This window comes from Pseudomonas sp. GW460-LB5 (assembly GCF_059423245.1).
Window position 1 is genome coordinate 282,055 of record NZ_JBWKXT010000002.1, and the last position, 19,525, is coordinate 301,579.

Below are 19,525 nucleotides of genomic sequence, written 5' to 3' on the forward strand. Positions count from 1 at the left end.
AGGGCGGCCCCTGGGATTACGTGGTGACGTGTGGGTTACTTGCCGTGAGTGGCTTGCAGCGCCTTGGCCTGTTCCAGATGGTGTTGCAGCGTTGGCAGCTTGTCGCTGGCGAAGGCCTTCAGCTCCGGCTTGTCGGAGGAGGCGGCCTCTTTCTTGAACAGTTCCACGGCCTTTTCGTGCGCGTCGACCTGGCTATTGACGTATGACCGGTCGAACGACTCGTCGCGCCATTCGAGGATCATCTTCTTCACCTTGTCGGTCAGCGCCGCTTCGTCGGGCACGCTGATGTCCAGCTTGCGGGCGATGTCACCGAGTTCCTGGTTGGCTTTGGTATGGTCTGTGACCATTTGCTGGGCGAATTGCTTGATGTCTGCGCTCTGGCTCTTTTCCTGCGCCAGGTTGCCGGTGACCACTTCGGCGATACCGGCTTCAGTGGCCGCATCGACGAAATCGTCCGAAGACGCTGCCTGTACCTGCAGCGAAGCCAGGCCCATCAACAGGGTAACGCCGGCGATTTTCAACAATGGTGTGTTCATGTCTCACTCCTTCGTTCTGTTGGCGCGACCTCAATGTCGCACTCGGTTGAACCGCAGGTGTGGGTGAAGGTTTAGTTTTTCTTGAAAACAGGGCCGCCGTGGCAGCGCAATCTGCGTGTCCGGGCACCGCTCATCCGCTATGTCGTAATCAGAACGAATTCAGGGGGACGGTGAGACTCGTTGGTTTAGGTCTTCACAAAAACGAGTAACCATCATGAAAAACAACCTGTTCGCCATGTTGCTGTTGACTGCCAGTTTCTCGCTGCTCGGAGGTTGCTTCGACCGCGACAGTGATCATCCAGCGAAGGATGCCGACCCAAGCAAACCGTCACTGCAGATGCAGCAACCCAGTGACCCTGTAATTAACCCTCCAGCTGAGACCAAACCGCAGAATCAATGAGTGAGGTACAGGGCATGGTGGCAACCACAAAGGCAGGTATAAGACCTCAAAATGCCGACTTAGGGCTGGAGCATCGCTATCGAGCGCTACTTGAGGGCCCGGAGCCCACCACCGAGGCCTGGCTGGAAGAGCAACTGCATCTGGCCCGTGCGCTTTGCGACGACCTGCCAGATGATCCTGGGCTACTCCCGCAATGGGCCGATAACCATGCGGGACGTGTCGCCAGCGAGCATGCGGCCTACCTGGAACAACGGCGTCAGGGCGGCCCCCGTCGTTTTTTTGCCAATCGGGCCCATGCCTTGTGGTTTCTGCAGCAAGTCGCGCCGACCAAAGCGGTCGACGGCGCCTGGCTACACGGAGCCCTATGGCATTGGCAGGACCCGCGCTTCCATGGGCTGATCCGCACCTTCCTCGAAGAACTCGGAGACGGTGACCCACGCTGCAATCACGTGTTGATCTACCAGCGCTTGCTCAGTCGCCTGGGTTGCCTGCAGGAGCCATCGCTTGACCCCGCTCGCTACCTGCAGGGCGCGTTGCAACTGGCGCTCGGCCAGCACTGCGAGCGTTTTCTTCCAGAAGTGATCGGTTACAACCTGGGTTACGAACAGCCCCCTTTGCATCTGCTGATCACCACCCACGAGCTGGCCGAGCTGGGTATCGACGCCCATTACTTCCAGTTGCATGTGACCATCGATAATGCCGCCAGCGGCCATGCGCGCCGCGCCGTAGAGAGCTTCACCGAGCTGGTGCGGGACGAGAAACCCGCGTTCTACGAGCGTGTCAGGCATGGCTACCGTCTTAATGACCTGGGGATCGACACGCCGTCGTTGATCGCCTCGTTCGACCTGCAGGCCGAATTGCTCGGCGCGCTGGAGCGCAAGCGCATCTATGGCCAGTGCATGCATTCGGACCGTTGTCGCCTGCAAGGACGCACCATCAACCAGTGGCTTGCCGAACCCGGCGCGATGCCTGATTTTCTGGAGGCGCTACAGGTTCAGGGTTGGATCAAGCGCGACAACGATCCCCGACAAAGCCGCTTCTGGTCGCTGATAGAAGGCCCTGTAGCGGCCATGTTCGGTGTGTTCGATGCTTATGAAAAGCAGCTTTGGCATGACTGGATCGCCGGAGACTGGCAAGGCGCAGAAATCCGTCGGGTGCTGCCAGGGCAGTGGGAGCACGCCTTGCAGTTGGCAGATGAAACACCCCTTGCGCCACCGGCTGCAGACATGGCTGCGCTGATCGAAGCGATGGCTGGCAATCGGCATGCTACCCCCCAGGGCCTGCAGGCCACCCGCGCGTTCATTCAGGCCACCGGCTTGATGCAAGGAGGGCTCTACTGATGCTGCTCGACCAAGACCAGATCCGTGCCGATGAGGCCTTGTTGCAGTTGGGGCGTCGCCTGCGTGCCGACGGCTATCGTTTCACTTGCGTGACGCCGGCGACCCAGGCCAGGGTCAATGCCCGGGCCGATGCGCAGCAGGCGCGTACCCTGCGTGATGTGTTCGGCTGGAGTAGGCCGTTCGCCGCGTCACTGCTCAGCCCCGATGAACTGGCGCAGCTGCGCCTCGCTGGCGTGCTGGAGGCCCAAGGTGCGCTGTGGCGCAGCACTGTGCGCTGGTCCAGCCTGGACGATCTGTTGCTGGTACATGCTGCCTGGCCAACGGACAGCCGCGACGCGGTGTTCTTTGGCCCCGACAGCTACCGTTTCGCCCAGCTGATACACGATCATTTGATCAGCACGCCCGAGCGCGTGCAGCATGCCGTAGACATCGGCTGTGGCAGCGGTGTAGGGGCGTTGGTGATCGCTCGCGCCGCCCAACACGCTCAGGTTTGCGCAGTGGACATCAACCCTATGGCATTGCGCTACACCGCCATCAATGCCGCCTTGGCCGGTGTGGCCAATGTCTCGGTCGAGCACAGTGACCTGCTCAATGACATCGCAGGTACGTTCGACCTGATCGTCGCCAACCCGCCGTACATGCTTGACGCCGGACAGCGCGCCTACCGCCACGGCGGCGGCGCACTGGGTGCCGAGCTGTCGCTGCGCATCGTCGACCAAGCCCGGGAGCGCCTGTCGCCCGGGGGCACGTTGCTGCTGTACACCGGTGTCGCCATCGTCGAGGGGCGCGACGCGCTGCTCGAAGCCGTGCGGTTACGCCTGGCAGGGCCTGCGTTCAGTTGGTTCTATCGTGAGCTGGACCCAGACGTATTCGGTGAGCAATTGCTTGAACCCGGTTACGAGCAGGTCGAGCGCATTGCCGCCGTGGCCCTGACCGTCACCCGTCGCGGCTGATAGCGTCGTGGCGCGGCAGTGCACGTTTGGCATCGAGGAAGAATACCTGCTGGTGAAGCTGGCCACCGGGCAGGTCATGGCGGCTCCGTCAGCAGCCGTGGCCCGCTGTTGTCGGGACGCGTTGGGCCCGTGGTTCGCCGAAGAAATGTTCCATAGCCAGATAGAGATCGCTTCGCCGGTTTTCGACACGTTGCACCAGGCGCGTGAGTTCTTTGGCGAGCGGCGACAGTGCCTGGCCCAGGCGCTGGCCAACGAGGGAGCGGGGCTGTACGGCGCGGCGAGCCACCCCAGCGCCCAGTGGCTGCGTCAGCGCCCACGTGGCTCCCCGCACTATCGCCAGTTGTTCGACGATTACCAGCTGGTGGCCCGGCGCAGCCTGTTGAATGGCCTGCACGTGCACGTCGGCGTACCGGTGGGCATTGATCGGATGCGGGTGATCAATCGGGTGCTGTACTGGCTGCCCTTGTTGTTGGCGCTCAGTACTTCGTCTGCGTATTGGGGCGGTGAGGATACCGGCTACATGAGCTATCGCCGCGCAGTGTGCGGGGAATGGCCGCACATGGGGCTGCCAGAGCCGTTGCCGGACTGGAGTGCCTACCAGCGCTACCGGGCATTGCTGCAACGTACCGGTAGCCTGGCCGAGGACGGTGACTTCTGGTGGGCGATCAGGCCCTCGCGGCGGTTTCCGACGGTCGAGCTGCGTATCTGCGATGGCTGCCCGCGGCTGGAGGATGCCCTGGCCGTTGCCGGCCTGTTTCGCCACCTGGTCGAGCAGGCGCTGGCCCGCCACGATGACCCCGCCAGCCGCGAGATGCGCTGGGTCACCCAGGAAAACTACTGGCGCGCCCTGCGTCAGGGCCGCCTGGCCACCTTCATCGGTGTCCACGCGCAACAGCCGGTCAGCGCCGAGGGCTGGCTGATGCAGTTGCAGCAGCAGTGCCCGGCTGACACCGCCGATGCCGAGCGTTCATTCATCCAAGCGCGGCACATCCTGCGCGAGGGCAGCAGCGCCGATCGCCAGCGCCAAGCCTTCGTACTGGCCCGTGAACAGGGCCTGGATAACCGTCAGGCGATGCGCGCAGTGTACGGGCAAGTGATGAGTGACTTCCGGTAGGTGGCCTGATGGCTGCCCGGCAAATCCGGATAAACCTTCTCGGCGCCGCGCAGTCAGTCACAGTAAGGGCCTGTATTTCTCGGGCCAGGGAGGTGGCTGATGAAATTCGTCTGCCTGCTGCGAGGCTGCCAATGGCGCAGCCTGTTGGTGAGTGAAGTCGCCGGCCTTCACTGCCAGTGTTGCGAACGCTGTGGCGCGTTGCGCTACAGCCATCCCGGCCAATCTTTCGATGCATAGGAACCGACCATGGCGAGGGCAATCTGGAAAGGCGCGATCAGCTTTGGCTTGGTGCACATCCCCGTCTCGCTGAATACCGCCGTGCGCAGTGAGCGAGTGGACTTCGACTGGCTGGACAAGCGCAGTATGGAGCCGGTTGGCTACAAGCGGGTGAACAAGGTGACCGGCAAGGACATCGACAAGGAGCACATCGTCAAAGGGGTGGAGTACGAAAAGGGCCGCTACGTGGTGATCAGCGAGGAAGAAATCCGCAAGGCCAGGCCCGAGGCGACCCAGACCATCGACATCTTCTCGTTCGTCGACGCCGGCGACATTCCGCTGCAACAGTTTGACACCCCCTACTACCTGAGCCCCGATCGTCGTGGTGGCAAGGTCTATGCCTTGCTGCGCGAGACCCTGCACAGCACCGGTAAGGTGGCCTTGGCCACCGTGGTGCTGCACACCCGCCAGCACCTGGCCCTGCTGCGCCCGCTGGAAGATGCACTGGTCTTGATCACCCTGCGCTGGCCGGAGGAGGTGCGCGGGCTGGATACGCTGGAACTGGACAAGAGCGTGACCGAGACTAAGGTCGACAAGCGTGAGCTGGACATGGCCAGGCGCCTGGTGGAGGACATGAGCGGGCAATGGACGCCCGATGAGTACCATGATGCGTTTCGCCAGACCATCCTCGACCTGGTGGAGGAGAAAGCCAGCAAAGGCAAGATCGAAACCGTGGACAAAGGCGAGGGCGCGACGGCTGAGAAGGGCGCCGACATCATCGACCTCACCGAGCTGCTTAAACGCAGCCTCGGCGGCAAGACCAAAGCGAAGAAGCCGGCGGCCAAGCGACCGCGCAAGGCTTCATGAGTTACGCAAGCGGTCCCCCCAGCCCCTTGAGATAGTCCCCAAAGCCCTCGCGCGCACGGCTGTCCACCCGGCTGCTGGTGGCCACGCTGTGCGCTGCGGTCCAGACGATCTGTGCGCCGCTGGCTTCCAGGGCCAGCACCAGTTGCACATCTTCATGCGCCGGCAATGGCTGGAAGCCGCCCACGCGCTCGTAGGCCTTGGCGCATACGCCGAGGTTGGCGCCATGGATATGCCGATGCCCTTCACGGGCCTGATAACGGCTGCGGTACAACTGGCGTAACGCTGCGTTCTGCCAAGGCTGCCAGCGTTCGATGTGCACCGTGCCGCACACCGCGTCCGCGTGCCATTGCAGCTGTGACACCAGCCAATGCCTGGGCACGCGACTGTCGGCGTCGGTGAAGGCCAGCCACTGGGCACCGCGCTCGATCATCCACGCCGCCCCCAGGCGCCGGGCGATGCCGACGTTGCCGGCCTCCAGTTCCAGGGTATGCACGCCGTGGCGGCGGGCGATGCGCGCGCTGGCGTCGACACAGCGATCGAGCACCACCAGCACCTCCACCGCCAGCCCAGCCCCCTCGGCGTGTGCCACGGCCTGTTTGACCGCAGTCAGGCAGCGCCCCAACCGGCGCGCTTCGTTGTGCGCGGGGATGATGACGGCGATCATGGGCAGATCTCGTCAAGGTCCACGACGCTGGGCTGACACGACCAGTATTCGAGCAGGAAATCCGCCTCTTCGTGGCGCAGCACTGGGTAAAGTGGCAGATGCCGGGCCAGCAGGGCATGCACCTCGCGGCCATCCTGCGGGCAGCCGGCGATGGGATGGCGCCAGTGGCAGGCCAGCAAACCACCGTCATACGCCAGGCTGGCCACCGACTGCTCGATCACCTGCAACCAGTCGGTGGGGTCCAGGTAGTAGCCGATCTCACTGAACACGATCAGGTCAAACTGACCGCCCGGCCAGTCGCCCGGCAGGTGGCCCTGTTCGACATGGGCGTGGCTCACGCCTGCAAGCCGTTGACGGGCCAAGGCCACAGCGGTCGCGTCGATGTCCTGGCACGACAGGCTGGCGCAGCGCTCGGCCAGCAGAACGCTCAGCTCGCCGTTGGCGCAGGCCGGCTCGAATACGCGCTCGTAGCATTGGCGCGGCAGGCTGGCCAGGGTCAGCTCGCGCTTGCGCCGTTCGTACCAGCGGGTACGAAAGGCCCAGGGGTCATCGTTGCCGGCGTACAAGTCGGCGAAGTACTGTGCGTCCAGGCTCATGTTGCCTCCGTTGACAGAAAGAGCAGCTCGAATGGTTGCAACAGGCAAGCCTGCAGCTGTTCCGGCACAACCGGTGGGCGATCACCATCAGGCTGCAACTGGCTGGCATGTGCAGCGAGGGCTTGGCGCTTGAGCGCCAGGTGCTCATCGCACAGTTGCACGCGGTGTGCGCGGGGCCAGGGCAGGCGCGGGTCGTCGGGGCTTGCCCAGTGCCAGGCCCAGACTGGGGCCTCAGCGAGTTGTACACGCCTGGTCTGGGCCGCCTGGGCACAGGCGCGACCTGATGCTTCGTGGTCGCAATGGCCGTCGCCGCGCCACGTGGTCAGCAGCAGGTCGCCAGGTTTGAGCAACTGGTTCAGGTGGTTGACCAAAAAGGCTTCATCGTGGGGCAGCGCGCCATCCTTGAGGTTGAGTCGTCGCCAGTCGAGGCGGTTGAGGTCCAGCCCAAGCAGTTGCAGGGCATGGCGGCTTTCCAGTGGGCGCTGATGGCGCAGGCGGCGCTCTGGCCATTGTGAGGAATGCGGGTGGCTGCCCTCGCCATTGGTGGCAGAAAGAAGCAGCACGTCCTGTTCTCGTCCCTGGAAGCTGGCCAGCAGCCCGCCGGCCATGAGGATTTCGTCGTCCGGGTGCGGAGCCAGCAGCACCAGGCGCCTCCCGGGTGGGCACAACTGCTCGGGCAGCGTCCAGCTGGCGCGGGCCAACTGAGCAGAATGCTGCCAGGCGCTCCACGGTGTGCCTTGCGCGGCCTGTATCAAGTTCTGGCTCATAGTTGCCATGCTCCCGCCGGCAGGCCGGTCAGTTGCCGGCCCAACTCGGCCAGGTCGCGTTCGGCGTGGCTCTGGCGTATGTATACCGGCAGGTCGGCACTGAGCCGGGCGAAATGGCTGCTGCAACAGAACGGCGTGGCACCGAGCGCCCGGCCGGCATGCTGAATGACCTGCTCGACCGCCTGCTCGACCTGGGCGCGGGTGCGCCGCACCTCGAAGCTGGCGTCATCCTGAGGGTGAAGGTCGATCCAGGTGGCGCATTCGCGAAGGGCGGCACGGGCACCGTACAAGGCTGCATCGACTGCGCCCAGATGCGCATCGGCATGCGGGTCGCGCCGGGGTTTGCGGCACTGTTCGTGAAGGTACCCGGCCAGTGCCTCGGCGGCGCCATACCAGCAAGCGGCGATACCCGCGCCGCCTTGCCAGAAGCCAGGACGGGACAGGTACTGGCCGGGCGAACCGATGGCCAGCCCTGGCGAGTCGTCGAATTCGATCACAACGCTGCGGGTGGCGGCCATGCCTACGGCCTGCCAATGTTCGGCCAAGATGCGCTGGCTGGGATGAGGCAATTCGATGGCCACCAACTGAGGCTGGTCGTCTTCCCAGGCCGTCAGCAGGGCACGGTCGACCTGCAACGCGCCCGAACACCAAGCCTTGCGGCCTTGCAGGCGCACGCGTTCACCGTCCCGCTCGACAATGTATGCCCGGGCATCTGGCGGCTCGGCGGCCCACACGCCCCAAATGCCGTTGAAGGCATGCTGGGCGGCGCCGCATTCGGCGAGGATTGCCAAGGCGTCGGTATGGCCTTCATAGAGTTTGGCCAGGCTTAGATCGTAACCGGCGACCCGCGCCAGGACGCGCCAGCGTTCGAGCGTGCAGCCCTGGCCGGGCAACGGGAGTACGTCGAGCCGGTCGCCCTGCAAGGCCTGCATCAGTTCTATTAGCGAAGCGTCGCGTTCGATGGCCTGCGAACGGTGAGCAAAACGGTGTAACAACGAATCGAAGTGGGTCAGTTCCATCATGCAATTCCCAACTGCTTGCGCATACGCAACGTGATCGACTGGCGTGTCTTGCCCATTTCGGCCCACGGGTCTTCGACCTGTGCAAGCCGCGTGTGAAGGTTGCCGATGTTCCACTGGTTGGCACCCTTGAGCTGGCTCAGTTCCTCACGCCAGATCGGCACCGACACCGGCAGGCCCTCGCGGGCCCGCAGCGAGTAGGCGGCGACGGTGGTGGCACCCTTGCCGTTACGCAGGTAGTCGATAAAGATCCGCCCGACCCGGTTCTTCGGCCCGGACACGGCGCTGAGACGATCAGGGAACAGCCCGGCCATGTGATTGACCAGGGCATGGCTGAAGTCCTTCACCTCGTCCCAGCCAGCGCGTCGGGTCAAGGGTACGACGAGGTGCATGCCCTTGCCGCCGCTGGTCTTGAGAAACACCTTCAGGCCCAGTTCGTCGAGCAGGGTAAGGGTCAGCTGGGTGGCCTCGAGCATGGCTTTCCACGGCAGCGCCGGGTCAGGGTCCAGGTCGAGGACAAAGCGGTCGGGTTTATCGAAATCCTTGGTGGTGGCATTCCAGGTGTGCAGTTCAAGCGTGTTCATCTGCACCGCGCCCAGCAGGCTTTCGGCGCCGTTGAGCACCATGGCCGCCTGGCCGGCCTGGGCCTTGTTGTAGCTGAGCACCTTGGGAATATGCAGCTGGCCGGCGTTTTTCTGAAAGAACAGTTCGCCGCTCAGACCATCGGGGCGCGGACGAGGGCTACAGGTCGGTCCTTGAGCTGGGGCAGCAGCCAGTCGGCGACCTGAGCGTAGTACTGGGCGACCTCGCGCTTGGTGGTGCCCGTGGTTGCGTCGACCACGCGGTCGGGGTGGGTCAGGCGCAGGGTGCCCAGGTTCTCGGGTTCTGTCTGTGCTGCGCGCTTGGTGGGCATTGCTCGCTCCAGGTCGATGGCGGTGGCAGGTTTATCGTCACGCAGGCCGTGGAACACCGAGTGACGCACGATGCCTTCGCGGGTCATCTGGGCATAGGCGACCTCTGCCAGCAGCTGTGGCCTGAGCCAATGCACGCCGCGGTCTTCGGCACCGGTAGGTGGTTTCGGCAAGGGGGATCTGTCGGTTTGCAACGGCTTGAGGCGGGCGTGAATGCTGTCCAGGGTGGCCGCGCTGAAGCCCGTGCCGACCTTGCCGGCGTAACGCAGCTGGCCGCTGTCGTGGTCGTGCAAGGCCAGCAGCAGGGCGCCGAAGCCGTTGCGGCTGCCCTTGGGGTCGGTGTAGCCGACGATCACGAACTCCTGGCGCTGCTTGCACTTGAGCTTGACCCAGTCGCTACTGCGCCGGCCAACGTAAGGGCTGTCGGCACGTTTACCGATCAAGCCTTCGAGTTCCAGTCGGCAGGCGCTGTCGAGCAGTGACTCGACGGGCTCCTCAAAATCGGCGGAATACCTGAGTACCTGCGATGCATGGCCTTCCAGCAACCGGGCGAGGGTTGCACGGCGCTGTTGCAGCGTCAGTGCTCGCAGGTCCTCACCGCCCAGCCAGGGCAGGTCGAACAGGTAGTAGGTGATGCGCTCGTCATGCTCGGTGTCGAAGGCGTTCTGCAAAGCCTGGAAGTCGGCCACGCCGTTGTCGTCGACCACTACCATCTCGCCGTCCAGCCATGCCGAGTCGAGGCCCAGGGCCTTGAGCGCCTCGACCTGCCGGGGCATCTTCGCACTCCAGTCGTGGCCATTACGGGTAAACAGGCGTATGTCGTCACCGTCGATACGCGCCAGGATGCGGTAGCCGTCGAACTTGACTTCGTAGCGCCAATCGCCGCTTGGCGGGGAATCGACCAACGTGGCCAGTTGCGGCTGGAGTATATCCGGCAGGGCTTTGCGGCCGGCTCGCTTGTGCCTGGTGGTGGTCGCCTTGGCCGGGCTGCGCGGGGGCAGGGTGCGCTCGCTCAGCACGCTGTCCGGCAGGGCCTCGACAATGCTGTAGTCCGTTTCACTGCGTGCCTGCCCATCATGGGACTTGACCAGCATCCACTGCTCTTTCTTGCCGGCCAGGTGAGTGCGGAACAGGTTCCAGACCCCTGACAGTTTCTCGCCCTGCAGGCGAAAGCGCAGCTTGCCCTTTGCATAGGCTTCGCGCGGGTCGCCCTCGGGCTCCCACACACCCCGGTCCCAGACAATGACATCGCCGGCGCCGTAGTGGCCTTCAGGGATGCTTCCTTCGAAGTTGGCGTAATCCAGCGGATGATCCTCTACATGCACTGCCAGGCGCCGGACCTTGGGATCCAGTGAGGGGCCCTTGGGGATGGCCCAGCTCTTGAGGGTGCCGTCGAGCTCCAGGCGAAAATCGTAATGCAGGTGGCTGGCATCGTGCTTCTGGATGCAGTACTGCAGCGCATGGGCCGAGCGGGGGCGGGCGCGTTTACCAGCCGGCTCGGGCGTGGCATTGAAGTCGCGCTTGCGCTGGTACTCCTGTAGGGGTTTGGCCATGACGGGCTCCGGAAGGGTTCGCGGGTCTCAGGATTGGGAGGCGGCGGTGGCGCGAGGAGTTCAAAAAATGCGAGGGGTGGGGGGCTGGCAGAAACTCTGAATCATTTGCCGCTGGGGAGGATCGACCGAGTGAAGCCCACAGACGGAGAACGTTCATGTCCACACCCGATGACCCAAGACCGCCCATTGAGATCGACGACACCGAGGACCGCATGGGCAGCGTCCACGAGCTGGATTTCAGCGAACGCCGCGATGAACGCCAGGGGCGTGTCGGCGACGAGCGACCGGCGCGGGAGATCGCCGAGGATTATCCGCCCCGGCGTGTCGCCGAAAGCGGGATGACCGGCGGCGAGGCGCTGAGCGACAGCCTGCACGAGGACAATGTCACCCTCGATGACCTGAGCCCCGATACGCTGCTCGATGAGACCGGTGCCCGCGATCCGGATGAGCCTGGCAGCGGCGGCCCGGCGGACAAGACCTTGCGCCAGGTGCAGGCCCACGAGATCGGTGGTGGGTTCGGCCTGGACGAGGCCGAACTGGCTCGCTCCGCGCCGCTGGACGGCGAGCTGTGGACCGATGACGTGGTACCCGATGACGAAGGGAGAGAGCCGAGATGAACGAGCAACGCTGTTCCTGCACCCATTGTTCTTGCACAGTGGATGCCAATGCTGTGGTCCAGGATGGCAAGGCCTATTGCTGCGAAGCCTGTGCGAAGGGCCATCGCAACGGCGAGCCCTGTCGTATGAGCGACTGCAAGTGTGGTGAGTTGGCTGAGTCGAAAGAATCCAATGTCGATAATGCACTGGATGAAACATTCCCGGCGAGCGATCCGATTTCGCCATGAGGCCCAGTGGCTGACAGATGTGAGACGGGAGAGCGACAGGACGTTGTTCAGATCATGTGGAAACTCACCCGTCACGCATCTGGTTTGAGTTACGCCCTCAATGGGTCTGCCAGACACCGTTGTTGCGTTCGCAATCGCTACGTGCCTGGCCCAAGCCAGGGGTGTCGTAGTAGTAGGTGATGATCCGCGCATCCTTGGGTAGTGCAGGGCGGGTGGCAGGCTCATCACGCCCAGCGGCATCGGGGTTGGCCAGCGTCTCCTGCGTCAGAGGCGCGATGCAGCTGCCAACGCTGCCGTCGGGGCAACGCTCCACCCGACGCTTCTGGCTGTTCAACATTTCCTTGCTTTCGTTGCTGCACGACCAGGCAATCGCCTCAGCGGGCATGTTGCCGTAGCTGTAACAGGTGTGTTGCTGCACCGGTTTGACCGCCTCGCTGGATGAGCGGGTGACCACGTCGCAACCTTCGGCCAGCACCTGCCCGCTGCTCAGGGTGCCCAGCATTGCCATGTACAGAGCGAATCGCATGATATACCTCCCGGGCACCAGGGCCCGTCAGCGCTTGTCGAGGGCTGCCCCGGCCTGTCTGCGCAAGGCCTTGGCACGCTTTTCGAGGATCAGGTAGGTCACCACCGCCATTAGCAGCGGGATCAGGTAGTACAACGTCCGATAGCCGAGCAGTGCGGCCACCAGGGTGCCTTGGCCTAGCTGGCCGTGGAGCAGCGCCAGGAATACGGCTTCCAGTACGCCGAGTCCGGCAGGAATGTGAGCGACCACGCCGGCGACGCAACTGATCAGCAACACACCCAGCACCGAGGGATAGAACAGCTCAGGGGGCAACAGCAGGTGAATCAGCGCTGCCATCAGCGCCCAGTTGCTTGCGCCCAGCGCCACCTGGCAGAGGGCCATACGCAGGCTCGGCAGAGTGACTTCGTGCCCGCGCAGCGCCCACGTGCGCCGCGTGGCGAAGGCACAGGCGCACAGGTATGCCAACGCTACCGCCACCATCAATACGCCGATCAGGCGCAGGCCGCTGGCACCCACCGCCCAGCTTTCCGGCAGTTTCACAAAGCCCAGGGCGAATACCGTACCGGCCAGCAGCAGGTAGCCCATCCAGTTGGTCAACAGCCCCAAGGTGATGATGCGGGTGATGGTTGGGGTATCCAGGCCCAGCCGGCTGTACAGGCGATAACGCAGGGCAACGCCACCGACCCAGGTGGTGAAGTTGAGGTTGAACGCATAGCAGACGAACGCTACCGGCAGTACCTGTCGGGCCGGCAGGTGGTGGCCTGTGTAGGCGCGGGCGAGCAGGTCGTAGCTGGCGAATACCAGGTAGCTGCACAGGGCCAGCAGCAACCCCAAGGCCAGGGTCGAGGGCCGGTACGCCAGCAGCGACTGGCGGACTTCGTTCCAGTCCAGGTTACGTGCCAGGGTGAACAGCAGTACCGGTATCAACACCAGGAACAGCACGGTCAGCAAGCGCTTGCCCCAGGTCTTCCAGCGTGAAGTGGCCATCATGTCTTGCCCCCGTGGTAGTCGGCCGGGGCCTCGCCGTCGCCTTGCAGCGACTGCAGGCGCTGCCGGTGCGCCGGAAACCAGCCGGCGATCCGCGGGAAATAGCGCGTGATGTGGAAGCCCAGAAAGATCAGCGGGGCACGCCACCAGTAGCCGCGCACCATGCGCTCCAGCGTCACGGTCTTGCAGTGCTCCCGGCTCAGTTCGGTCAAGTGCTGGTACAGGTGTTCGTTGAACGCGGGGTCGCGAATCAGCAGGTTGGCCTCAAGGTTGAACGACAGGCTCAGGGGGTCGAGGTTGCTTGAGCCTACGGTGGACCAGTCATTGTCCACCAACGCAACCTTGCCATGGAGCGGCCGCTGGCAGTACTCATGGATGCGCACGTCGTCGCGCGACAGGTAGTTGTAGAGCAGCCGCGAGAGCGCGCGTACCCAGCGCATGTCCGGTTGCCCCTGGAGGATCAGCGTCACCTCGACCCCGCGCCGGGCGGCGTTGCGCAGTTCGCGCAGCAAGCGGTAGCCCGGGAAGAAGTAGGCGTTGGCCACGACGATACGATGCCTTGCTTCACGGAAAACCTGCAGGTAGCAGGCTTCGATATCGTTGCGATGGCGCTGGTTGTCGCGCTCCACCAGCACGGCGCTCGTCGGGCCTGAAGCGATGCCGCCCGGCTGAACCCTGCTGGCGGCATCCAGCACCGGTGCGAGCATGCGGCAGGAAGAAGCATGCACCTGGGCCACCACCGGGCCGACGACCTCCACGGCGTAGTCCTGCTTGGCCTGTGGGCCGAAGTCATCCAGGTGGTCGGCACTGTAATTGATGCCGCCAATGAAGGCGCGTTGCCCGTCGATCACCAGGATCTTGCGGTGCAAGCGGCGAAACAGGTTGGTGCGCATGCCCACCAGCCGTGGTTGCGGATCGAAGGAATGGAAACGCACCCCGGCCTCGGTCATCGACGAGATGAAATCGTCAGGCAGGTCGGCGGTGCCGTAGCCGTCCACCGCCACCTCGACCCGCACCCCGCGCCGCGCGGCATCGATCAGGGCGTGGCGCAAGGGTTGACCGACCTTGTCGTCGTAAATGATGAAAGTTTCCAGGAGGATTTCCTCGCGTGCCTGGGCCATGGCCTCGAATACGCGGGGGTAATACTGCTCGCCGTTTATCAGCAACTCGACGCGGTTGCCGTCGCACCAATTCAGTTTCATAGCGTCACCTGCGCCACCAGCGGGGCATGGTCGGAGAGGTGGGACCATGGGTATCTGGACAACACCCGTGCTTCGCAAGCTTGTGCGTTACGCAGGTAGATGCGGTCCAGCCGCAGCATCGGCAAGCGCGCGGGAAAGCTGCGTGCCGGCTTGCCGAAAGCTTCCACCAGGTGGCCCGACAGCCGCGCATCTGCTTTCAGGCGCCAATCGTTGAAGTCGCCGGCGACGATGACCGGCTCATCCGGCGGCAGGCTGTCCAGCAATGTCAGCAGCAGGCCGACCTGACGCTGACGATGCTCCTCACGCAGGCCCAGGTGTACGCAGACGGTGTGCACCTGTTCATGGCCCGGCACTTCCAGCTGGCAATGCAGCAGGCCCCGTTCTTCGTTGCCATGGACCGAAACATCCAGGTTGTCATGGGCACGGATGGGGAACTTGGACAGCAGGGCGTTGCCATGGTCGCCATGGGGGTAGACCGCATTGCGGCCATAGGCGAACTGCGGCCACATGCTGTCGGCGAGGAATTCGTACTGGGGTGTCTGTGGCCACTTGGGATGGCGCTCGGCATGATGGTGATGAGTGCCGTGCACCTCCTGGAGAAACACCAGGTCGGCGCCGGTCGAGCGTACCGCCTCGCGCAGCTCCGGCAAAATGAAGCGGCGGTTGAACAGGGTGAAGCCTTTGTGCACGTTGAGGGTCAGTACCGTCAGGCGATGTACGGCGGTGACCTTGTCGATGATGCAGCGGGGGGCGGGCAGTGTCGGGTTCATAGCGGCTCCTGCGGCTCGACGCCTGGTTCGGTCACCAACTCGCCGTCAAGGCCTAGCTTGTCCAGCAGGCGGCGGGCATCGTAGGGGGCGTGGACTTTCTGGTCGTTGTCGAAGTAGCAGTAGACGTCACGGGAGGTGCGTTTTGCCGGAGCGCGGCGCACCACACGCTGAGCATCCTCAGGCTGGCTGCCCGCAGCCCAGGCCTGGATGCGCAGGCGCCAGCGGCGCAGCGCCCTGGCCGTGTAGCCGCTGCTGTACAGTTCGACATCGCCATGCAGGCGCAGGTACACGAACTCGGCCGTGACCTCTTCGACATAGGGCCATTTGCCGGCGCTGTCGGCGACCACCAGGGCAACCTTGTGCTTGCGTAGCAGGTCGATGAAGGTGTCGCAGAGGAAGCTGGGGTGGCGGATTTCCACGGCGTGGCGCAAGCGCGCATTACCCGGCACGGCCGTGCCGCCGTTGCCTTGCAGGCGTTCGGCGGCGTGGTGCGCAAGGCTGCGGGCGGCTTTGCGGTCGCGTGGCAGCTTGGCCAGAAAGTCGCTGAAGCGCTGCGCGTCGAACTTCAGATTCGGGGGAAACTGCCACAGGAAGGGGCCCAGCTTGTCACCCAGCAGCAAGGGGCCCGACGCGAAGAAGTTGGCAAGCGCCTCGTCGATTTCGCGCAGCCTGCGTACGTGGGTGATGTAGCGCGGCGCCTTGACAGAGAACACGAACCCCTCCGGTGTCTCGTCACGCCACTTGGCATAGCGCTCGGGCGTTTGCAGTGCGTAGAACGAACCGTTGATTTCGATGCTGTTGACTGCCCGCGAGGCAAACGCCAGCTCGTCGTCCTGGCGCAGCCCCTCGGGGTAGAAGTCCTTGCGCCATGGGCCATAGCGCCAACCGGAAATTCCGATGCGGATCTCGCTCACCATAAGTCCCTGCGCTCCTGTATGTAACAGTAGCGACAGGAACCGGGACCGGATTGTTCAGTGCGATTGACGAGTGGATGGCCATGCAAAAGGGAACTTTACCGGTATTGCAATCCTCCACCGGATGCCTGGGTTCCACTGAGGTACACCATGAAGGAGGCTCAGCCATGAAGTTTGATCGGTTTGCACAATGGCTAGCCAACCATAGCGGGCGGCCGTTGACGTTCGTTATTGCCTTTATGCTGATCATTGCCTGGGGCGTAAGCGGGCCCTTGTTTCATTTCAACGACACCTGGCAGTTGGTCATCAATACATCGACCACGATCATCACGTTCCTGATGGTGTTCCTGATCCAGAATACCCAAAACCGTGATAGCGACGAGTTGCACATCAAACTTGACGAACTGTTGCGCACTACCCAACGGGCGCACAAGGCGTTGCTCGACCTTGAAGATATGGGGCCAGCTGAACTCCATGCGCTTCGTAAGCGATACCAGCAACTGGGGGAGCACGACGAAGCGGGGCCAGGCAGGGAGGACTCCCATTGACGTGTTCAAGATCAAGCCACGACATTGTTCAGACAGGGCAAGGCCGTGACGGTGAACAAACCACATTTCTCACACTTCGGAGACTAGATGATGAACAAACCCGACGATCAGCGGCAGAAAGGCCCCCATTCTTCCGATCATGCAACAACTGATCAGGACTTGGGTTTCGACCCGGACTCCCCTGATCTGGACGACCCTCAAGTGGACCCCCAAGGCCCCGCGAAAGCACCAAGGGACGTGGAAAAGAAACCGTGAGCCAAGCTACCGTGGACGCATGTCTGCCGCACATGGCATCCATCTGTTGCCCCGGCTGTTCAAGAGCCGGGGGCAGCACAGCTATCAGAATGTGTACTTCAGCGACAGCATCAGGTTGCGTGGCTCACCGTAAACGTTGCTCGGCACCGCGACAGAGTTGCTGAGGGCGTTGTAGTACTTCTTGTCGAACGCGTTGTTAAGGTTGACGCGCGCATCGATGTGTTCGGTCGGCTTGAACCCCAACATGAAGTCCACCAAGGTGTAGCCATCCTGCTCGATCATGAAGGTGGTGTTCTTGTTGTAGATTCGATTCTGGTGATAAAGGGAGGCTCCGACACGCCACTGGTTGTATTGACCCGGCAGTGTGTAGGACGTGCTCATCTTGAACAGATGGCGGGGTATGTCGGTGTCGAACAGACGGCCCTCGTTTTCTTTCTTGGTATCCTTGACATACTTGGCCTCGGCAAAAGTATAACCGGCAGCCAGTTGCCAATCAGGCGTCAATTGGCCCTGTACCTCCAGCTCTATGCCCTTGCTGCGCACTTTGCCTGCCGCCTCGTAGCACGGGGTAGTCGGGGCAGTAGGGCAACCGTCGGTAAACGATTTCGCACGGTTTTCCTGGTCGATCTGGAAGAGGGCAGCCGATGCGTTCAGTGCCCCGTCGAAGTATTCACCCTTGATGCCCAGTTCATGGTTTTTTCCGGTGATCGGCGCAATGATGTTTTCGGAAGCATCCTTGTAGTTCTGGGGTTTGAAGATATCGGTGTAGCTCACATACACGCTGTGATGCTCGTCGATGTCATAGATCAGGCCGGCGTACTTGGTGACATGCCGGGTGACTTTCAGCTCGCTCGGGGCGGTGCTTTTGTAGGGCGAGGTGGTGGTGTTGTCGTACCAGTCCAGGCGGCTGCCCAGGATCAGCTTCAGCGGGTCGGCCAGGCTCAGGCGTGTGGTGGCATAAACGCTGTTGAGCTTGGCGTTGGTGTTCTGCCAGCCGTACTTGTCCTGGCTCGGCGGTTTTGGTGTGGCGCCAGCATCCCAGTTGTAGAGGTCGATGTTGCTGTTCAGCAAGATGTTGTAGGGCACATCACCGTTGAACACCACCCGCCGGTGGCTGGCGCCGACCACCAGTTCGTGGTCTCGGTCCATCAGGCGAAACGGGCCGCTGGCATAGGCGTCGAAGCTGTTCTGGGTTTCCCGATAGTGCCCCGCGCCGACGAACTGGTTATAGGCCTGGGTGGTGGTGTTAGCGACCAGATAGGTGCCCAGCATGTCGAGGTCGGCCCAGGTTTTGGTGGCCGAGAGGTTGAGCTTCCAGCCATTGTCCAGAATGTGGTCCAGTGCCGCGTAGGCAGAGGTGCTGGTCTTGTCCCAATACTCCCAGTCGCTGCTCAGCGAAGTAGAGCGTGACAAATGCAGGTCGCTGCCGTCAAAGCCCACCGGCAGGCCGGTCCAGCCGTTGCCATTGTTGTTGTCTTGCTGGCGCGATGCACTCAGGGTCAAGGTGGTGCTGTCGTCCAGGTCGGCCTCCAGGATGCCGTAGAACAGGTTGCGTTCGTTTTCCAGTGTGTCTCGGTAGCTGTTGCCGGTCTGATATGCCGTCACCATTCTGCCGCGAACGGTTCCGCTGTCGTTGAGCGCGCCGGAGACATCGACCTCGGTGCGGTAACGGTCCCAACTGCCCATGCTGCCTTCGATGCTGGCCTGGAACTCGCGCGTCGGCCGCTTGCGGATCAGGTTGATCGACGCCGCAGGGTTGCCCGCACCCTGCATCAGGCCGGTGGCACCGCGCACGACTTCGACCCGGTCATACATGGCCATGTCGGCCGACAGCAGGTCCTGGGATACTTGTGAGCTGTCCAGGCTGGTGGGCAGGCCGTCGTACATGATGTTATCGAGGGAAAACCCCCGGGCGTAGTACGAGGATCGTTCGGGGCCAGTCCGGCGCAGGGTGAGCCCAGGAGTGTTCTGCACCACCTCGTTGAGGTTGGCGAGGTTCTGGTCCTCGATGCGTTGGCGCGTGATGACCGTGACCGATTGTGGCGTCTCGCGCAGGGACAATGGCAGTTTGGTCGCCGTCTGCGCTGAACGTGAGGTGTACGAACCTGTGCCTTCGGTGGTGCCAGACAGCAGTGCGCCGGTTACGGTAGTCGCCCCCAGTTCCAGGGCACCTTCGCTGTCCGCTGCCACTTCTATGATGTAGCTGTCCTCACCCTTGAGCACGCGCAGGCCGGTGCCGGTCAGCAACTGGGCGAGGCCATCGCTCACCGAGTAGGTGCCGCTGAGCCCCGGGGTATGCTTGCCAGCGGTCAATTGTGCGTCTGCGGACAGCAAGATGCCGGACTGGCTTGCGAAACGGTTCAGCGCCTGATCAAGGCCCCCAGCCGGGATGGCGTAATGGCGTGTCTGTTCACTTGCGTAGGCCAGTGCGGCAGGCATGGCAAGCAATAAAGGGGCGCCGCCGAGCAAGCTGGCAAGCAGGATGTGGCGGGTCAGCCGTGAACGGGTTGGCGTGGGCAGGTGCGACACTCTGAACGATCCTC

Annotated in this window: 21 protein-coding genes and 1 pseudogene; 10 read left to right on the forward strand and 12 right to left on the reverse strand. The window is 63.1% G+C overall.

Features of this window, described 5'->3' with window-relative positions; genetic code table 11:
* Positions 1 to 35: 35 nt before the first annotated feature.
* Positions 36 to 536 (reverse strand): DUF4142 domain-containing protein, encoded by a 501-nt coding sequence (locus AC07XM_RS03370; protein WP_102688879.1) that lies wholly within the window; start codon positions 534 to 536, stop codon positions 36 to 38.
* A 214-nt stretch (positions 537 to 750) separates the two neighbouring features.
* Here AC07XM_RS03370 and AC07XM_RS03375 point away from each other — a divergent pair, with 214 nt between their 5' ends.
* The 6 genes from AC07XM_RS03375 to ku all read left to right on the forward strand — a co-directional run bounded on the left by AC07XM_RS03375 (position 751) and on the right by ku (position 5,426).
* Positions 751 to 936, forward strand: a complete 186-nt coding sequence (locus AC07XM_RS03375) for a hypothetical protein (protein ID WP_016486315.1) — start codon at positions 751 to 753, stop codon at positions 934 to 936.
* 14 nt (positions 937 to 950) lie between these two features.
* The gene (locus AC07XM_RS03380; protein WP_016486316.1) at positions 951 to 2,276 is read left to right on the forward strand and encodes an iron-containing redox enzyme family protein; all 1,326 of its coding nucleotides are present in this window, start codon (positions 951 to 953) and stop codon (positions 2,274 to 2,276) included.
* The gene (locus AC07XM_RS03385; protein ID WP_102688880.1) at positions 2,276 to 3,229 is read left to right on the forward strand and encodes a methyltransferase; all 954 of its coding nucleotides are present in this window, start codon (positions 2,276 to 2,278) and stop codon (positions 3,227 to 3,229) included. Before AC07XM_RS03380 ends, AC07XM_RS03385 begins: the two co-directional genes overlap by 1 nt.
* Positions 3,230 to 3,236: 7 nt before the next feature.
* Positions 3,237 to 4,343 carry a carboxylate-amine ligase gene (locus AC07XM_RS03390; protein WP_016486318.1) on the forward strand — a complete coding sequence of 369 codons (1,107 nt, stop codon included), beginning with the start codon at positions 3,237 to 3,239 and terminating at the stop codon, positions 4,341 to 4,343.
* 99 nt (positions 4,344 to 4,442) lie between these two features.
* Complete coding sequence (locus AC07XM_RS03395; protein ID WP_016486319.1) at positions 4,443 to 4,580, forward strand: PSPA7_2676 family Cys-rich small protein; 138 nt, start codon at positions 4,443 to 4,445, stop codon at positions 4,578 to 4,580.
* A gap of 9 nt (positions 4,581 to 4,589) precedes the next feature.
* Positions 4,590 to 5,426 (forward strand): non-homologous end joining protein Ku, encoded by an 837-nt coding sequence (ku, locus tag AC07XM_RS03400; RefSeq protein WP_016486320.1) that lies wholly within the window; start codon positions 4,590 to 4,592, stop codon positions 5,424 to 5,426.
* Position 5,427: 1 nt separating this feature from the next.
* Here the strand turns inward: ku and AC07XM_RS03405 are convergent, their stop codons facing one another.
* From AC07XM_RS03405 to ligD, 5 genes and pseudogenes are all read right to left on the reverse strand, one after another.
* On the reverse strand, positions 5,428 to 6,090 hold the full coding sequence (locus AC07XM_RS03405) for a glycosyltransferase family 2 protein (RefSeq protein WP_016486321.1): 663 nt from the start codon (positions 6,088 to 6,090) through the stop codon (positions 5,428 to 5,430).
* The gene (locus AC07XM_RS03410; protein WP_054888249.1) at positions 6,087 to 6,686 is read right to left on the reverse strand and encodes a class I SAM-dependent methyltransferase; all 600 of its coding nucleotides are present in this window, start codon (positions 6,684 to 6,686) and stop codon (positions 6,087 to 6,089) included. Before AC07XM_RS03410 ends, AC07XM_RS03405 begins: the two co-directional genes overlap by 4 nt.
* Positions 6,683 to 7,453, reverse strand: coding sequence for a PIG-L deacetylase family protein (locus tag AC07XM_RS03415; RefSeq protein WP_102688881.1), 771 nt, complete (start codon positions 7,451 to 7,453; stop codon positions 6,683 to 6,685). The genes AC07XM_RS03410 and AC07XM_RS03415 overlap by 4 nt, the downstream gene beginning before the upstream one ends.
* Complete coding sequence (locus AC07XM_RS03420; RefSeq protein ID WP_024717784.1) at positions 7,450 to 8,475, reverse strand: acyl-CoA dehydrogenase family protein; 1,026 nt, start codon at positions 8,473 to 8,475, stop codon at positions 7,450 to 7,452. Before AC07XM_RS03420 ends, AC07XM_RS03415 begins: the two co-directional genes overlap by 4 nt.
* Positions 8,472 to 10,936, reverse strand: a pseudogene (ligD, locus tag AC07XM_RS03425) (DNA ligase D). Before ligD ends, AC07XM_RS03420 begins: the two are co-directional and overlap by 4 nt.
* Before the next feature lie 155 nt (positions 10,937 to 11,091).
* Here ligD and AC07XM_RS03430 point away from each other — a divergent pair.
* Positions 11,092 to 11,553 (forward strand): hypothetical protein, encoded by a 462-nt coding sequence (locus AC07XM_RS03430; protein WP_054888251.1) that lies wholly within the window; start codon positions 11,092 to 11,094, stop codon positions 11,551 to 11,553.
* Positions 11,550 to 11,780 (forward strand): metallothionein, encoded by a 231-nt coding sequence (locus AC07XM_RS03435; protein ID WP_016486327.1) that lies wholly within the window; start codon positions 11,550 to 11,552, stop codon positions 11,778 to 11,780. Before AC07XM_RS03430 ends, AC07XM_RS03435 begins: the two co-directional genes overlap by 4 nt.
* 97 nt (positions 11,781 to 11,877) lie before the next feature.
* Here AC07XM_RS03435 and AC07XM_RS03440 read toward each other — a convergent pair whose 3' ends face one another.
* From AC07XM_RS03440 to AC07XM_RS03460, 5 genes are read right to left on the reverse strand one after another with little or no spacing between them, the layout of a single operon-like run.
* A complete protein-coding gene (locus AC07XM_RS03440; RefSeq protein WP_016486328.1) occupies positions 11,878 to 12,306 on the reverse strand; it encodes a hypothetical protein in 429 nt (142 codons plus the stop codon).
* 27 nt (positions 12,307 to 12,333) lie between these two features.
* Positions 12,334 to 13,293 carry a lysylphosphatidylglycerol synthase domain-containing protein gene (locus tag AC07XM_RS03445; RefSeq protein WP_024717783.1) on the reverse strand — a complete coding sequence of 320 codons (960 nt, stop codon included), beginning with the start codon at positions 13,291 to 13,293 and terminating at the stop codon, positions 12,334 to 12,336.
* Positions 13,293 to 14,495 (reverse strand): cardiolipin synthase ClsB, encoded by a 1,203-nt coding sequence (clsB, locus tag AC07XM_RS03450; protein ID WP_016486330.1) that lies wholly within the window; start codon positions 14,493 to 14,495, stop codon positions 13,293 to 13,295. Before clsB ends, AC07XM_RS03445 begins: the two co-directional genes overlap by 1 nt.
* Positions 14,492 to 15,265 (reverse strand): endonuclease/exonuclease/phosphatase family protein, encoded by a 774-nt coding sequence (locus AC07XM_RS03455; protein ID WP_054888252.1) that lies wholly within the window; start codon positions 15,263 to 15,265, stop codon positions 14,492 to 14,494. The genes clsB and AC07XM_RS03455 overlap by 4 nt, the downstream gene beginning before the upstream one ends.
* Positions 15,262 to 16,182: a DUF72 domain-containing protein gene (locus AC07XM_RS03460; protein WP_016486332.1), complete on the reverse strand. Its 921-nt coding sequence runs from the start codon at positions 16,180 to 16,182 to the stop codon at positions 15,262 to 15,264. Before AC07XM_RS03460 ends, AC07XM_RS03455 begins: the two co-directional genes overlap by 4 nt.
* 164 nt (positions 16,183 to 16,346) lie before the next feature.
* Between AC07XM_RS03460 and AC07XM_RS03465 the strand changes: the two genes are divergently transcribed.
* Positions 16,347 to 16,727, forward strand: a complete 381-nt coding sequence (locus AC07XM_RS03465) for a low affinity iron permease family protein (protein WP_016486333.1) — start codon at positions 16,347 to 16,349, stop codon at positions 16,725 to 16,727.
* 90 nt (positions 16,728 to 16,817) lie between these two features.
* Positions 16,818 to 16,982, forward strand: coding sequence for a DUF6021 family protein (locus AC07XM_RS03470; RefSeq protein WP_176393845.1), 165 nt, complete (start codon positions 16,818 to 16,820; stop codon positions 16,980 to 16,982).
* Between the two features lie 84 nt (positions 16,983 to 17,066).
* On the opposite strand, the gene AC07XM_RS03475 is transcribed toward AC07XM_RS03470, so the two are convergent.
* Positions 17,067 to 19,511, reverse strand: a complete 2,445-nt coding sequence (locus AC07XM_RS03475) for a TonB-dependent siderophore receptor (RefSeq protein ID WP_016486334.1) — start codon at positions 19,509 to 19,511, stop codon at positions 17,067 to 17,069.
* Between the last annotated feature and the right edge of the window lie 14 nt (positions 19,512 to 19,525).

Bases quoted from the DNA above. Each gene is read 5' to 3' on its own strand.
- AC07XM_RS03455 (WP_054888252.1), bottom strand. From the start codon at position 15,265: ATGAACCCGACACTGCCCGCCCCCCGCTGCATCATCGACAAGGTCACC.
- AC07XM_RS03375 (WP_016486315.1), top strand. From the start codon at position 751: ATGAAAAACAACCTGTTCGCCATGTTGCTGTTGACTGCCAGTTTCTCG.
- clsB (WP_016486330.1), bottom strand. From the start codon at position 14,495: ATGAAACTGAATTGGTGCGACGGCAACCGCGTCGAGTTGCTGATAAAC.
- AC07XM_RS03415 (WP_102688881.1), bottom strand. From the start codon at position 7,453: ATGAGCCAGAACTTGATACAGGCCGCGCAAGGCACACCGTGGAGCGCC.
- AC07XM_RS03410 (WP_054888249.1), bottom strand. From the start codon at position 6,686: ATGAGCCTGGACGCACAGTACTTCGCCGACTTGTACGCCGGCAACGAT.
- AC07XM_RS03460 (WP_016486332.1), bottom strand. From the start codon at position 16,182: ATGGTGAGCGAGATCCGCATCGGAATTTCCGGTTGGCGCTATGGCCCA.
- AC07XM_RS03440 (WP_016486328.1), bottom strand. From the start codon at position 12,306: ATGCGATTCGCTCTGTACATGGCAATGCTGGGCACCCTGAGCAGCGGG.
- AC07XM_RS03405 (WP_016486321.1), bottom strand. From the start codon at position 6,090: ATGATCGCCGTCATCATCCCCGCGCACAACGAAGCGCGCCGGTTGGGG.
- AC07XM_RS03395 (WP_016486319.1), top strand. From the start codon at position 4,443: ATGAAATTCGTCTGCCTGCTGCGAGGCTGCCAATGGCGCAGCCTGTTG.
- AC07XM_RS03465 (WP_016486333.1), top strand. From the start codon at position 16,347: ATGAAGTTTGATCGGTTTGCACAATGGCTAGCCAACCATAGCGGGCGG.
- AC07XM_RS03385 (WP_102688880.1), top strand. From the start codon at position 2,276: ATGCTGCTCGACCAAGACCAGATCCGTGCCGATGAGGCCTTGTTGCAG.
- AC07XM_RS03445 (WP_024717783.1), bottom strand. From the start codon at position 13,293: ATGGCCACTTCACGCTGGAAGACCTGGGGCAAGCGCTTGCTGACCGTG.
- AC07XM_RS03435 (WP_016486327.1), top strand. From the start codon at position 11,550: ATGAACGAGCAACGCTGTTCCTGCACCCATTGTTCTTGCACAGTGGAT.
- AC07XM_RS03470 (WP_176393845.1), top strand. From the start codon at position 16,818: ATGAACAAACCCGACGATCAGCGGCAGAAAGGCCCCCATTCTTCCGAT.
- AC07XM_RS03380 (WP_016486316.1), top strand. From the start codon at position 951: ATGGTGGCAACCACAAAGGCAGGTATAAGACCTCAAAATGCCGACTTA.
- AC07XM_RS03420 (WP_024717784.1), bottom strand. From the start codon at position 8,475: ATGATGGAACTGACCCACTTCGATTCGTTGTTACACCGTTTTGCTCAC.
- AC07XM_RS03370 (WP_102688879.1), bottom strand. From the start codon at position 536: ATGAACACACCATTGTTGAAAATCGCCGGCGTTACCCTGTTGATGGGC.
- ku (WP_016486320.1), top strand. From the start codon at position 4,590: ATGGCGAGGGCAATCTGGAAAGGCGCGATCAGCTTTGGCTTGGTGCAC.
- AC07XM_RS03430 (WP_054888251.1), top strand. From the start codon at position 11,092: ATGTCCACACCCGATGACCCAAGACCGCCCATTGAGATCGACGACACC.